13 protein-coding genes are annotated in these 13,064 nt (G+C 73.1%); 6 read left to right on the forward strand and 7 right to left on the reverse strand.

All coding sequences use genetic code 11. From position 1 onward, the window contains the following. Positions 1–214: 214 nt before the first annotated feature. The 3 genes from ddaH to ACH4NX_RS18600 all read right to left on the reverse strand — a co-directional run bounded on the left by ddaH (position 215) and on the right by ACH4NX_RS18600 (position 4,991). Positions 215–991: a dimethylargininase gene (ddaH, locus tag ACH4NX_RS18590; RefSeq protein ID WP_398128068.1), complete on the reverse strand. Its 777-nt coding sequence runs from the start codon at positions 989–991 to the stop codon at positions 215–217. 105 nt (positions 992–1,096) lie between these two features. Beyond that, on the reverse strand, positions 1,097–3,355 hold the full coding sequence (locus tag ACH4NX_RS18595; RefSeq protein ID WP_398128069.1) for an ATP-binding cassette domain-containing protein: 2,259 nt from the start codon (positions 3,353–3,355) through the stop codon (positions 1,097–1,099). Positions 3,356–3,365: 10 nt separating this feature from the next. Further along, on the reverse strand, positions 3,366–4,991 hold the full coding sequence (locus ACH4NX_RS18600) for an ABC-F family ATP-binding cassette domain-containing protein (protein WP_398128070.1): 1,626 nt from the start codon (positions 4,989–4,991) through the stop codon (positions 3,366–3,368). Positions 4,992–5,314: 323 nt separating this feature from the next. Here ACH4NX_RS18600 and ACH4NX_RS18605 point away from each other — a divergent pair, with 323 nt between their 5' ends. Then, positions 5,315–6,046: a GPP34 family phosphoprotein gene (locus ACH4NX_RS18605; RefSeq protein ID WP_398128071.1), complete on the forward strand. Its 732-nt coding sequence runs from the start codon at positions 5,315–5,317 to the stop codon at positions 6,044–6,046. A gap of 93 nt (positions 6,047–6,139) precedes the next feature. Here ACH4NX_RS18605 and ACH4NX_RS18610 read toward each other — a convergent pair whose 3' ends face one another. Continuing rightward, the gene (locus ACH4NX_RS18610; RefSeq protein WP_351395545.1) at positions 6,140–6,556 is read right to left on the reverse strand and encodes an SsgA family sporulation/cell division regulator; all 417 of its coding nucleotides are present in this window, start codon (positions 6,554–6,556) and stop codon (positions 6,140–6,142) included. Between the two features lie 494 nt (positions 6,557–7,050). Here ACH4NX_RS18610 and ACH4NX_RS18615 point away from each other — a divergent pair, with 494 nt between their 5' ends. Next, complete coding sequence (locus ACH4NX_RS18615) at positions 7,051–7,380, forward strand: plasmid stabilization protein (protein ID WP_398128072.1); 330 nt, start codon at positions 7,051–7,053, stop codon at positions 7,378–7,380. Between the two features lie 9 nt (positions 7,381–7,389). On the opposite strand, the gene ACH4NX_RS18620 is transcribed toward ACH4NX_RS18615, so the two are convergent. Further along, positions 7,390–7,689 (reverse strand): YciI family protein, encoded by a 300-nt coding sequence (locus tag ACH4NX_RS18620; RefSeq protein ID WP_351395540.1) that lies wholly within the window; start codon positions 7,687–7,689, stop codon positions 7,390–7,392. A 42-nt stretch (positions 7,690–7,731) separates the two neighbouring features. Between ACH4NX_RS18620 and ACH4NX_RS18625 the strand changes: the two genes are divergently transcribed. Continuing rightward, positions 7,732–8,436 (forward strand): endonuclease V, encoded by a 705-nt coding sequence (locus ACH4NX_RS18625; protein ID WP_351395538.1) that lies wholly within the window; start codon positions 7,732–7,734, stop codon positions 8,434–8,436. On the opposite strand, the gene ACH4NX_RS18630 is transcribed toward ACH4NX_RS18625, so the two are convergent. Further along, positions 8,424–8,618, reverse strand: coding sequence for a hypothetical protein (locus ACH4NX_RS18630; protein WP_351395536.1), 195 nt, complete (start codon positions 8,616–8,618; stop codon positions 8,424–8,426). The two genes, ACH4NX_RS18625 and ACH4NX_RS18630, sit on opposite strands and share 13 nt — an antisense overlap. Positions 8,619–8,812: 194 nt before the next feature. Between ACH4NX_RS18630 and mmpA the strand changes: the two genes are divergently transcribed. Then, positions 8,813–8,962, forward strand: coding sequence for a morphogenic membrane protein MmpA (mmpA, locus tag ACH4NX_RS18635; protein WP_351395534.1), 150 nt, complete (start codon positions 8,813–8,815; stop codon positions 8,960–8,962). A 226-nt stretch (positions 8,963–9,188) separates the two neighbouring features. On the opposite strand, the gene ACH4NX_RS18640 is transcribed toward mmpA, so the two are convergent. Next, complete coding sequence (locus tag ACH4NX_RS18640) at positions 9,189–10,367, reverse strand: saccharopine dehydrogenase family protein (protein WP_398128073.1); 1,179 nt, start codon at positions 10,365–10,367, stop codon at positions 9,189–9,191. A 205-nt stretch (positions 10,368–10,572) separates the two neighbouring features. On the opposite strand from ACH4NX_RS18640, the gene ACH4NX_RS18645 reads away from it, so the two are divergent. After that, a complete protein-coding gene (locus tag ACH4NX_RS18645; RefSeq protein WP_351395530.1) occupies positions 10,573–11,829 on the forward strand; it encodes a CaiB/BaiF CoA-transferase family protein in 1,257 nt (418 codons plus the stop codon). 11 nt (positions 11,830–11,840) lie between these two features. Then, positions 11,841–13,055: an acetyl-CoA C-acetyltransferase gene (locus ACH4NX_RS18650; RefSeq protein ID WP_398128074.1), complete on the forward strand. Its 1,215-nt coding sequence runs from the start codon at positions 11,841–11,843 to the stop codon at positions 13,053–13,055. Positions 13,056–13,064: the final 9 nt, after the last annotated feature.

Consider the following 13,064-nt stretch of genomic DNA (forward strand, 5'->3'; position numbering starts at 1 on the left):
CGTGCGACAGAGCGGAATGCGGCCCGGCGAGCGGTGCCGGGGAACCTACGGGATCGTAGGCTACGAAACCGTAGGTTACGAGACCGTAGGTTAAACGCACTGTAAAGGTCCCTGATCAGCCACCGTCCATCGGGGTGGGAAGTGTCGGGGGCGGCTCCGGGGCGGCTCCGGGACACGCAGGTGGTGGAGCCGAAAGGGTGACGCTCGCGAGGGCTCAGCCGTAGAGCTCCCGCAGCCGGACCGAGAGGCACGTCACACAGCCCTCGAGTTTCTCGAACTCGCCGATGTCGACGACCACCGGCTCATGACCCAGGCCGGCGAGCAGGTCCGCCGTCTTCGGCGCGCTCGCCGCCATCAGCAGCTTGCCGCCGCCGAGCAGCACCACGTGCGCGCCCGACTCCTCCGGCACCGGCAGGAAGCGGGGGAACAGCGACGGCACGTCCATCATCGGGATGTGCCCGATCACCGTCCCGTCCGGCAGCGCGGTCACCGCCGACTTGAGGTGCAGCACCTTGCTCACGGGCACGGCGACGACCCGGGCCCCCAGCGGTTCGAAGACCGCCCGCAGCTGCTGTACGCCGGCCGCGTTGGTACGCCCGCCCCGTCCGACGTAGACCGTGTCGCCGATCTTCAGGACGTCACCGCCGTCCAGGGTCCCCGGCTCCCAGACCCAGTTGACCGAGCAGCCCAGCCGGGCCACGGCCTCCTCGACGCCGGCGGTCTCCGCGCGCCGCGACCCGGCGCCCGGCCGGGTGATGAGAGCGACGTTGCGGAACATGACGACCGTGTCCTCGACGAAGACGGAGTCGGGGCACTCGTCGGCCGGGTCCACCTCCAGCGTCTCCCAGCCGTGCGCACGCAGCGCCTCGGTATACGCCTCCCACTGCCCGACCGCGAGACCGTGGTCGACCTTCCGCCGCTCGACGTGGGTCACCAGTCCTTCCGTGAGTCGCGGGCCGGGGCGGCGGACGAGGGCCTTCCTGCTGGGCACGAGGGGATCTCCGGGGGGCTCCGTGTCGGCGCTGGCTGTCCGGTGCCCGCGTCACGGCACCGCTTGGTCATCATGCAGCGCGCCCGCCCGCGGACGAAACCCCCGTCAGTGCCCCGTGGCCCTCCTGAGATGCTCCGCCGTGCTGGAGCCGCGGGCCGTGAGCAGCTCGCGCGGGGTGCCCTCGAAGATCACCCGGCCGCCGTCCCGGCCTCCGTCCGGGCCGAGGTCGATCACCCGGTCGGCGTGGGCCACCACGTCCAGATGGTGCTCGACGACCACGACCGTGTTGCCGCTGTCGACCAGTCGGTCCAGCAGGGCGAGCAGCCCTTCGACGTCCGACAGGTGCAGGCCGGTGGTCGGCTCGTCCAGGACGTAGACGGCGCCGGTGCGGTGCAGCCGGGTGGCCAGCTTGACGCGCTGGCGCTCACCGCCCGAAAGCGTGGACAGCGGCTGCCCCAGCGTGAGATAGGTGAGGCCCACGTCGCGCAGGGCGCGCAGCCGCCGCCGTACGCCCGTGTCGGTGAAGAAGTCCAGTGCCTGGTCGGCGGTCATCGCCAGCACGTCGGCGATGGAGCTCCCGCCGACCGTCAGCCGCAGCACCTCCTCCCGGAAGCGCCGGCCCTCGCAGTCGTGGCAGGTGGTGGTCACCGGGTCCATGAAGGCCAGGTCGGTGTAGATGATCCCGCGCCCCTCGCAGGTGCCGCACGCCCCCGCCGAGTTGAAACTGAAGAAGCCGGCCTCGGCGCCCGTCTCCCGCGCGAAGATCTTCCGCACCGTGTCCATGATCCCGAGGTACGTCGCCGGGGTGGAGCGCGCCGAGACGCCGATCGCCGACTGGTCGACGACCACCGCGTCGGGATGGCGGGCGACCAGCTCCGCGACCAGCGTGCTCTTGCCCGACCCGGCGACCCCGGTGACCGCCGTCAGCACCCCGGTCGGGAAGGCCACCGTCACGTCCCGCAGGTTGTGGCGGCCGGCGTCCTTCACCCACAGTTCACCGGTCGGCGTCCGCGGGCCCTCCTTCACCGCCGTACGGCGTCCGAGGAACCGCCCGGTGAGCGTGTCCGCCCGGGCCAGCTCGCCCGGCGTTCCCTCGAAAACCACCCGGCCGCCGTCCGCGCCGGCCCGCGGGCCCATGTCGACGACGTGGTCCGCCAGCGCGATGACGTCCGGGTCGTGCTCGACGACCAGCACGGTGTTGCCCTTGTCGCGCAGCCGCAGCAGCAGGTCTCCCAGGCGCCCCACGTCACGCGGGTGCAATCCGGCGCTGGGCTCGTCGAAGACGTACGTCATCCCGGTCAGACTGGAGCCGAGGTGCCGTACCGTCTTCAGCCGCTGCCCCTCGCCACCGGACAGGGTGGAGGTCTCCCGGTCGAGGCTGAGGTAGCCGAGGCCGATCGCCTCGACCCGCTCCAGCGCGGTGACGGCGGCGGCGGCGACCGGCCGGGCCACCGGATCGTCGATCTCCCCCAGCACGGCGATCAGGTCGGTGACCTGCATGGCGGAGCAGTCGGCGATGGAACGTCCGTCGATCCGGGTCGCGAGCGCCGCCGCGTTCAGCCGGGCGCCGCCGCACCGGGGGCAGCTTCCCTCGACCAGGAACCGCCGCACCAGTTCCCGGGTCTTCTCGGTCATCGCCGACAGGTCCCGCTTGAGGTACAGCCGCTCGAAGCGGTCGGCGAGTCCCTCGTACTCGGTGGTCCAGGTGCCGCCCGTGCCGTTGACGGTGACCTTGCTGCCGGGCCGTCCACGCATCAGGAACGCCCGCTCGGCGTCCGTGAAGCCGCCGACCGGCTTGTCCGGGTCCAGCTCGTCGGTGTTGGTGTAGGCCTGCCCCTGCCAGGTCCCCGCCGCGAACGGCGGGAAGCGGACCGCTCCGCCGGCCAGAGACCTGGCCGGGTCCAGGATGCGGTCCCAGTCGGGCCGCACCGTGCGGCCCAGCCCGTCGCAGCCGGGGCACATGCCCGACGGGTCGTTGAACGAGTACGCCGTCGCCGACCCGGCGCTGGGCGTGCCGTGCCGGGAGAACAGCACCCGCAGCACCGAGTGGATGTCGGTCATCGTGCCGACGGTGGACCGCGAGTGGCCGCCGACCGGGCGCTGGTCGACGACGATGGCGGGGGAGAGGTCCTCCAGGGAGTCCGCGTGCGGCCGCTCGTACTTGGGCAGCCGGTTGCGTACGAACCAGGTGAACGTCTCGTTCAGCTGGCGCTGCGACTCGACCGCGATCGTGTCGAACACGACCGACGACTTCCCCGACCCCGAAACGCCGGTGAAAACGGTCAACCGGCCCTTCGGGATGCGGAGGGTGACGTCCTGGAGGTTGTTCTCCCTGGCTCCGGTGATGCTGATGAACTCGCTCATGCGGGCGACGCTAGGCGGAATACCCGACAGCTCCCGGCGTGATTTCCCTCAGTTCTCCCTCCTCCATCAGCAGCCGGCGGGTGATGCCGATCGACTCCAGGAACGGCAGGTCGTGGCTGGCCACGAGCAGCGCGCCCTCGTAGGACTCCAGCGCGGTCGTGAGCTGCCGCACGCTCGCCATGTCCAGGTTGTTGGTCGGCTCGTCCAGCATCAGCAGCTGCGGTGCGGGCTCGGCCAGCATCAGCGCGGCCAGGGCCGCCCGGAAACGCTCGCCGCCGGACAGCGTCGCCGCCTTCTGGTCGGCACGCGCGCCCCGGAACAGGAAGCGTGCCAGCCGCGCCCGGATCCGGTTGTTGGTGGCGCCCGGTGCGAAGCGGGCCACGTTCTCCGCGACGCTCAGCTCATCGTCGAGGACGTCGAGGCGCTGCGGCAGGAACCGCAGCGGTACGTGCGCCGTCGCCTCGCCCGCCACCGGCTCCAGCTCCCCGGCGATCGTGCGCAGCAGCGTGGTCTTGCCCGCGCCGTTGCGCCCGATCAGCGCGATCCGCTCGGGGCCGCGCAGATCGAGACCGCCCTCCACGCGCGCGCCGTACACCAGATCCAGATCCCGGAGCGTGAGCACCGACCGCCCCGGCGGCACGGCGGTGTACGGCAGGTCGACCCGGATCTCGTCGTCGTCCCGTACGGCCTCCACCGCGTCGTCGAGCCGCTCCCTGGCCTCGGCGAGCTTCTCCTCGTGCATGATGCGGTGCTTGCCCGCGGACTCCTGCGCCGCGCGCTTGCGCGCCCCCATGACGATCTTCGGCTCGCGTTTCTGGTCCCACATCTTCTGGCCGTACCGCTTGCGGCGGGCCAGCTTGACCTGGGCGTCGGCCAGCTCGCGCTTCTGCTTGCGCAGGTCCGACTCGGCGACGCGCACCATCCGCTCGGCCGCCTCCTGCTCGACGGCCAGCGCCTCCTCGTACGCCGAGAAGTTCCCGCCGTACCAGGTGATCTCCCCGGAGCGCAGGTCGGCGATCTGGTCCACGAGGTCCAGCAGTTCGCGGTCGTGGCTGACCACCACCATCACGCCGGGCCAGGAGGCGACGGCCGCGTACAGCCGTCCTCGTGCGTACACGTCGAGGTTGTTCGTGGGCTCGTCCAGGAGCAGGACGTCGGGCCGGCGCAGCAGCAGCGCGGCCAGCCGCAGCAGCACCGACTCGCCGCCCGAGACCTCGCCGACGGTGCGGTCGAGCCCGACGTGGCCGAGACCGAGTTCGCCGAGCGTGGCGAGGGCGCGCTCCTCGACGTCCCAGTCGTCGCCGACGGTCTCGAAGTGCTCCTCGGCCACGTCGCCCGCCTCGATGGCGTGCAGCGCGGCCCGTCGCGCGGCGATGCCGAGCGCCTCGTCGACCCGCAGCGCGGTGTCGAGCGTGACGTTCTGCGGAAGGTATCCGACCTCACCGGATACGCGGACCGTGCCGTCGGCCGGGGTGAGCTGCCCGGCGATCAGCTTCAACAGGGTGGACTTGCCCGACCCGTTGACGCCGACGAGCCCGGTCCTGCCGGGGCCGACGGCGGTGTCGAGTCCCTCGAAGACGGACGTGCCGTCGGGCCAGGCGAAGGAGAGGGACGTACAGGTGATGGAAGTAGACATACGGGGTCTCCGCGGTTGCTCGAAGCGGTCAGGGGCAAACGCGTATCGAGACACCGAGAGGCGGCGACCGCCGTCGGGCGAGGGAAGGAGGAGCCCCGGGAGTGCCCGGGCATGAGAAATGCCCTGCTCCGCGAGGACGGCTCGAACGCCGAGGTCGCACGCGACGTCCACACATGACATGTGTGACGCGGTGTCTCAGGACCTCAGACGAGCAACGTCCTTCTCCAATCGGCGGCAACAGAAGCGCTATACACCGTACGAGGGGCCGGTTCGGCTGTCAACGCCTTATCGCCGATCCGGTCCCACGGCCCCAAGGAGGCCTTGTGCCCGACGGCTCGCTCTCACTGCCGGCCCGTCTCTCTCTGCTGGCCTGGGACCCCGCGCGGCCCGGCGCCACCGACACCGCCCGGCACCACCACCTGGTGCGGGCCGGCGCGCTCACCGAACTGGCCCAGCGTGGCCTGCTCGTCGACGACGAGGGCATCGCCACCCCCGTCGACCTGGACGCGCGGACCGGGGACGCCGTCCTCGACGGGCTGCTGGACCTGGTCCGTGAGTCGATGCCGCACCGGTGGCGTACCTGGGTGCGGCTGCACGCGCGGGTCACCTTCGACGCCGTACGGGAGCAGCTGGTGGCCGAGGGCTACCTGCGTGCCGAGAAGCGGCGCGTCCTCGGCGTGTTCCCGTCCGTCGAGTACGTCCTGGCGCGGGTCGCGGCGGCGCGGGCGCTCCATGAGGAGACGCGGTACGTCCTGGAGGGGCCGGTCCCGGCCGGTGAGGTCTCCGAGCGGGACGCGGCGGTGGCGGCGCTGGCGGCCGCGGCGGAGCTGCGCGCGTTCGCACCCCGTACCTCCGAGCCCCGCGCCTTCGAGCCCCGCACCCGTGGGCCCCGCGCCGTCGGGTCCGCCGTGACGGGCGCACGGCGGGAGGACCGGATCGCGGAGCTGGCCGGGCGCTGCGGGGGCGCGGCGCCCGGACTGCGGAAGATCGTGGGCGAGGTGTGGGGAGCGGTGAGCGCGGAGACGGCGCGGTCGGTGGCGTCGGCGGGCGGGTGAGGCCGGCGGGCGGCTGAGGCTGACGGTCGGTGGCGTCGGCGGGCGGCTGACGCCGAGGTCGGCCGGACGGCGCGTGGCGGAGCCGGGGGCCGTTCAGCAGGTCCCGCGCATCAGCTCCGCCAGGCCGTGGTCCAGGTCCAGCTGGAGGTGCTCCAGGCCGACCGGCACCAGCTCGCCGGTGGCCTGGAGGAACCGGCGCAGCTCGCCCGAACGCACGTGGATCACGGCGGTGCCCTCGGGCGCGTGGAACTCCAGGACGGTGCGGTCGTATCCGTACGGGCGCACCCGCACGTCGCCGTGACCGTCCGGCTCCCGCATGCCCGAGATGAGCAGCTCGCGGGAGAAGGTCCAGCAGACCTCCACACCTTCGAGGGTGGCCGGGGCCGGGAAGGTCATGCGGACGGCGAACGGGTCGCCGCGGTCGTAGTGCAGCGTGGCGGGAATGCTCGGCATGCGCGGCGCGGCGGCGACGAGGCGCGCCTCGACGGGCTGCTCGATGACGGTGGACAACGCCTTGCTCCCTCGTGACGGCTGGACGGGCTTTCCGGGGTGGTGCGGGCCGGGCACTGGAAGAGACGACGGAATCAGCCAATCCGTGCACACGATGAACGAGTGACCTCTGTCACCGCCTTCATGCGTGAGAGCGAACGGCAGTGACGCGACTCTCCTCGCGTGCCCCGTAAGGCACTTGCGCCACTCGTGCCCGCCCACGCGTGCCGCACACGGTCCTCTGGCCGCCCCCTCGTTCCGCCCGCCACGAGACGCCCGGGGCCGCCCTCGTGGGGCCGCCCCCCGGCGCCGGCCTCACCACGGACGGCGGCCGCACCTGGCGGACCGCCGGCCCGGGGCCGTACGACACCGTGGACTGCGCCGTGGACCGGGGCTGTTGGCCCGCCGGCGAGCAGGGACGGGCCGTCCGGCCGGAGCGCCGGCGGCGCGCGGGGGCGGGTGTTTGTCCGTAACGTGGGTATCCGTTCGCTGAACGTGAGAGGAAGTGAGCGGACATGCCACGCGGTTCCAGCTCCAAGCGGGAGCGGCAGTACGAGCACATCAAGGACAGCGCCGAGGACCGTGGCGAGAGCACCGGCCGGGCCAAGGAGATCGCCGCCCGGACGGTGAACAAGGAGCGCGCCCAGTCCGGCGAGTCGAAGACCGCCAGCCGTACGTCGACGCGGGACAAGTCGCCGGGCAAGCGGGGCGGGCAGCGGTCCGGGAACCGGCAGGGCCCCCAGGGCCCCACCTACGACCAGCTGTACCAGGAGGCCAAGCGCCGTGACGTCCACGGCCGTTCGAACATGAACAAGGGCGAGCTGCGGCGCGCACTGGGCAAGTGAGCCGTACGGCTACCGGCCGGAGGTCTCCCGGTACCGCTCCAGCGCCGGTGCCGTCTTCGTGGCGACGAACTCGGTGACGCGGTACGCGCACACGCCGGCCCTGACGAACGGGTCGCCCGCGGTGATCTCCTCGATCCGCGCACGGTCCCCCGCGACGGCGATGATCACCCCGCCGTCGCGGGGTTCCTTGCGCCCGGACGCCAGGAACACCCCCTGCTCGTACAGTCCGTCGAGCCACGCCGCGTGCTCCTCCAGCACGGCGTCGACGGCGTGGAGCGGGGCGGTGTGGGTCAGCTCCAGTACGTACATGATCGCGAGCGTACTCCGGACTCCCGTAGGCTTGCCGCCACCATGACGACCGTGACCGTGAGGATCCCCGCCGACTGGCCCGCGACCGAGGAACGGGCCCGCGCCGTCCAGGACGAACTGCGGGCACGCGTGGTGCGCGACGAGCCCGGCCCGCCGCCCGGCACCGGCCGGGTGACCGGCGTCGACGTCGCCTACGACGACGAACGCGACGCCGTCGCGGCCGCGGCCGTCGTGCTGGACGCCGCGACCCTCGACGTAGTCGCCGAGGCCACGGCCGTCGGACGGATCTCCTTCCCCTACGTGCCCGGACTGCTCGCCTTCCGCGAGATCCCCACCGTCCTCGCCGCGCTGGACGCCCTGCCCGTCCCGCCGGGCCTGGTCGTCTGCGACGGCTACGGCCTGGCCCACCCGCGCCGCTTCGGCCTCGCCAGCCACCTCGGTGTGCTCACGGGCCTGCCCACGATCGGCGTGGCCAAGAACCCGTTCACCTTCACGTACGACGACCCGGACGCGACCCGCGGCAGTACGGCCCCGCTGCTCGCCGGCGCCGAGGAGGTCGGACGTGCCGTCCGTACCCGCGAGGGCGTCAAGCCGGTCTTCGTCTCCGTCGGCCATCGGGTGAGCCTGGACAACGCGTGCGCGCACACGCTGGCACTCGCCCCCGCCTACCGTCTGCCGGAGAGCACCCGCAGGGCGGACGCCCTGTGCCGCGCGGCCCTGCGGTCGGCCACCGACTACTCGGCCTGAGCCTCGACGCTCCAGCGGCCCACCTCCCGGTACGCCGAGTCGTAGACCACCGAGCCGTCCCCGGGCCGCATCGTGTAGTGCTTCAGGTTGCCGCCCCAGTACCGCAGGATCCGCTGCAACTCGCCCGCGGGGTCCTCGGCGAGCGCGCCCTCGTCCATGGTGACTTCGAGAAGGAACTTCATACCTTCAAGGGTTTCATTGAATTCCCCGTTGAGACTTCGCCGGGCATCGCTGCTGACGGAGGGCGTCGGTGGCGGGGAAAGTCTCAAATCCGGGCGTACACCAGCGACCCGACCGGGTGCGTGCGGCCGCTCAGCGGTCACCTGAGTATCCGTACGGATGTGCGCCCGCCGTCGGCGCGGGCAGGCTGGGCCGCATGAGGACACATCGCGCACCCGACCAGTCCGCCCACCACGCCGCCCGGCCCGCCGAGCGGGCCGTGGTCGCGGGGCTGACGCTCGCCGTGGGGGCGGGCCTGGCCTGGATCGGCGGGATGATCTACACGATCGCCGGGTGGTCGGGGTAGGGCCGGCCCACAGACCCGCCCACGGGCGGGCGCAGGCCCGTCCACGGACGGGGCGCAGGCTCGCCCACGGACGGGGCGCAGGTCCGCCCATGGACGGACCGGGCGCAGGTCCGCCCACTGGCCCGCCCCCAGGACCGGGCGCCGGACAGGGCGCCGGACAGGGCGCCGGGCAGCGCGCCGGGCAAGCCGGCTCGCGGACAGGCCAGGCCCCGGTGCGGGAGGACCGTCAGCGGGTCGCTGCCACCCGGAAGCGGATGCCAGCCGCCCGCAGCCGCTCGGTCAGCGCGTCCCCCATCGCCACGGCCGTCGTGACCTGTCCGGCCACCGGCGGCAGGTCGTCGAGGGCGAGGGCGAGCGCCGCCTCGGCGAACATCTTCGCGGTCTCGCCGTACCCCGGGTCGCCGCCGGTGACCTCGGTGAACACCTTCCGGCCGCCGCCCTCGCCCACGAAGCGGACCGAGAACCAGCTCTTCGCCCGCTTCTCGGGACTCGGTCCGTCACCGGGCTTGAGCCGCCCGGACAGCCAGCGCCGCGCCGGCGGTACCTGCGCCGCCGCCGCCAGCGCGCCCACGGCGGCCACCCCGCCCACCGCGACGGGCAGGTGCCGGACGGCCGCGTAGTGCCGGTAGCGGAAGTCCGGACCGTAGCGGTCCAGCGCCTTCGCGGAGCGCCGCACGATCTGCGCGTCGATCGTCGGCAGCGGCAGCGCCCAGGCACCCACCTCACCGGCGAACCGCGGCGTGCCGGTCGGTGTCACCGCCCTGCGTCCCACCAGCCGGGGCTCGTGCCGCCGGCGTTCCCGCGCGGCCACCCGCATCTGCCGGCCGCGCGCGAACTGACCCAGCGCCGAGGCGAACGTACCGCCCGAGATGGTGCCGCCGGCCGTCACGAAGCCGTCCACGGCCAGTGGCACGCCCTCCGGCAGCTGCCGGACGGTGAAGTGCACACCCAGGTCGTGCGGCACGGAGTCGAAGCCGCAGGCGTGCACCAGCCGCGCGCCGGTCTCCCGCGCGCGGGCGTCGTGGCGGACGTACGTCAGGTCCACGAACTCGGGTTCACCGGTGAGGTCGAGGTAGTCCGTGCCGGTCTCGGCACAGGCGGCGACCAGCGCGTCGCCGTACCGGACGTACGGGCCCACCGTCGTGGCCACCACGCGCGCCTGCTCGGCGAGTTCGCGCAGCGAGGCCGGATCGGACACGTCCGCGCGCAGCACGCCGACGTCCGCCGCGCCGGGCAGCCGCTCCCGCAGCCGCCGCAGCTTCTCCTCGCCGCGGCCGGCGATCGCCCAGCGCAGCCCCTGCGGCGCGTGCGCGGCGAGGTACTCCGCGGTGAGCTCGCCGACGAACCCCGTCGCTCCGAAGAGCACGATGTCGTACGGACGGTCGGTCCTGTTCAGCCTGGTCATGACATCCCTTCGTCGCCCGTCGGCAACCCCTGGATCCGCAGTACGAGCCGTTGCCGGTGGCTGAGGCTAGCGTGAGGACTGCCGGCCCGGAGAGAGCCTGGCCCATAATTGGCTAAGCGCTTGCTCGCCCGGGTCTTGTGCCCAGTGGAACACGTTTCTAGCATCACTGGTGTTACATCAGTTGTGTCATAGAGCTGGGGGCTCGATGTCGGAAGCGAAGACGGCGGGGCGGACGCCGCCCGAGGGCCCGCTCGCCGGAGTGCGCGTGGTCGAGCTGGCCGGTATCGGCCCCGGGCCCTTCGCCGCCATGCTCCTGGCCGACCTGGGAGCCGACGTCGTCCGCGTCGACCGCCCAGGCGGGCCCGGCCTCGCGATCGACCCCGCCCACGACGTCACCAACCGCAACAAGCGTTCGGTGATCGTGGACCTCAAGTCGGCGGACGGCGCGGCCCGGGTCCTCGACCTCGCCGCACGCGCCGACGTCCTGATCGAGGGCTACCGCCCCGGAGTCGCCGAGCGGCTCGGTGTCGGCCCCGAGCCCTGTCACGCCCGCAACCCCCGCCTCGTCTACGGCCGCATGACCGGCTGGGGCCAGGACGGCCCCCTCGCCCAGCGCGCCGGCCACGACATCGGGTACATCGCGCTCACCGGCGCCCTCGGCATGACCGGCGCCCCCGACGCGCCGCCGCCCGCCCCCGCCAACCTCCTCGGCGACTACGCGGGCGGCTCCCTCTACCTGGTCGTCGGCATCCTCGCCGCCCTGCACCACGCCCGCGCGAGGGGCACCGGCCAGGTCGTCGACGCCGCCATCGTCGACGGCACCGCCCACCTCACCTCGATGATCCACGGCATGCTCGCCGCCGGCGGCTGGCAGGACCGGCGCGGCGCCAACCTCCTCGACGGCGGCTGTCCCTTCTACGGCACCTACGAGACCGCCGACGGCGGGTACATGGCGGTCGGCGCCCTGGAGCAGCGGTTCTACGCCGAGTTCATGGACCTGCTCGGTCTTCCCGACCAGGCCCCGGCCCGCGACGACCCGGGCCGCTGGGGCGAGCTGCGCGAGGCCATCGCCGCCCGGTTCGGGTCCCGTACCCGGGACGAGTGGACGGCCGTCTTCGCGGACTCCGACGCCTGTGTCGCCCCCGTCCTGTCGCTTCGCGAGGCCCCGCACCACCCGCACCTCGCCGCCCGCTCCACCTTCACGGACCACGGCGGCATCACCCAGCCCGCCCCGGCGCCCCGCTTCTCCGCGACCCCCACCGCGGTCCGCACCGGACCCGCCCTGCCGGGCGCCGACACCGAGGCCGTGGCCCGCGACTGGGACCTGCCCCGACACCCGGGCCCCGCCGGGGCCCCGGCACCGGACCCCACGGCAAACCTCGTCCCGGACCCCGCCCGTAACCCCGTACCGGACCCCGCCCGTAACCCCGGCCCGAACCCCGCACCGAACAACCCTCAGTGAAAGGCCTGCCAGTGACCACCGAAGCGTACGTGTACGACGCGATCCGCACCCCGCGCGGACGCGGCAAGGCGAACGGCGCCCTGCACGGCACGAAGCCCGTCGACCTGGTCGTCGGCCTCATCCACGAGATCCGCGCCCGCTTCCCGGACCTGGACCCGGCCGCCGTCGACGACGTCGTGCTCGGCGTCGTCGGCCCGGTCGGCGACCAGGGCTCCGACATCGCCCGCATCGCCGCCATCGCGGCCGGGCTGCCGGACACCGTGGCCGGCGTCCAGGAGAACCGCTTCTGTGCCTCGGGCCTGGAGGCCGTCAACATGGCCGCCGCCAAGGTGCGCTCCGGCTGGGAGGACCTGGTCCTCGCGGGCGGCGTCGAGTCGATGTCCCGGGTGCCGATGGCCTCGGACGGCGGCGCCTGGTTCAACGACCCGATGACCAACCTCGCCACCAACTTCGTCCCGCAGGGCATCGGCGCCGACCTGATCGCCACCATCGAGGGCTTCACCCGCCGCGACGTCGACGAGTACGCGGCCCTCTCCCAGGAGCGCGCGGCCACCGCCTGGAAGGAGAACCGCTTCGAGCGGTCCGTCGTGCCGGTCAGGGACCGCGCCGGCCTGACCGTCCTCGACCACGACGAGCACCTGCGCCCGGGCACCACCGCAGACTCCCTCGCGGGCCTCAAGGCGTCCTTCGCCGACATCGGCGAACTCGGCGGCTTCGACGCCGTGGCCCTGCAGAAGTACCACTGGGTCGAGAAGATCGACCACGTCCACCACGCGGGCAACTCCTCCGGCATCGTGGACGGTGCCTCCCTGGTCGCCATCGGTTCCAAGGAGGTCGGCGAGCGCTACGGGCTCACCCCGCGCGCGCGGATCGTCTCCGCCGCCGTGTCCGGCTCCGAGCCCACCATCATGCTCACCGGCCCCGCCCCCGCCACCCGCAAGGCGCTCGCCAAGGCCGGGCTGACCATCGACGACATCGACCTGGTCGAGATCAACGAGGCGTTCGCCGCGGTCGTCCTGCGTTTCGTCAAGGACATGGGCCTGTCCCTGGACAAGGTCAACGTCAACGGCGGCGCCATCGCGCTCGGCCACCCCCTCGGTGCCACCGGCGCGATGATCCTCGGCACGCTCGTCGACGAACTGGAGCGCCAGGACAAGCGCTACGGCCTGGCCACCCTGTGTGTGGGCGGCGGCATGGGCATCGCCACGATCGTCGAGCGCGTCTGATCCCCGGGC

Source organism: Streptomyces sp. NPDC017225 (assembly GCF_044331465.1).
GTDB lineage: Bacteria > Actinomycetota > Actinomycetes > Streptomycetales > Streptomycetaceae > Streptomyces.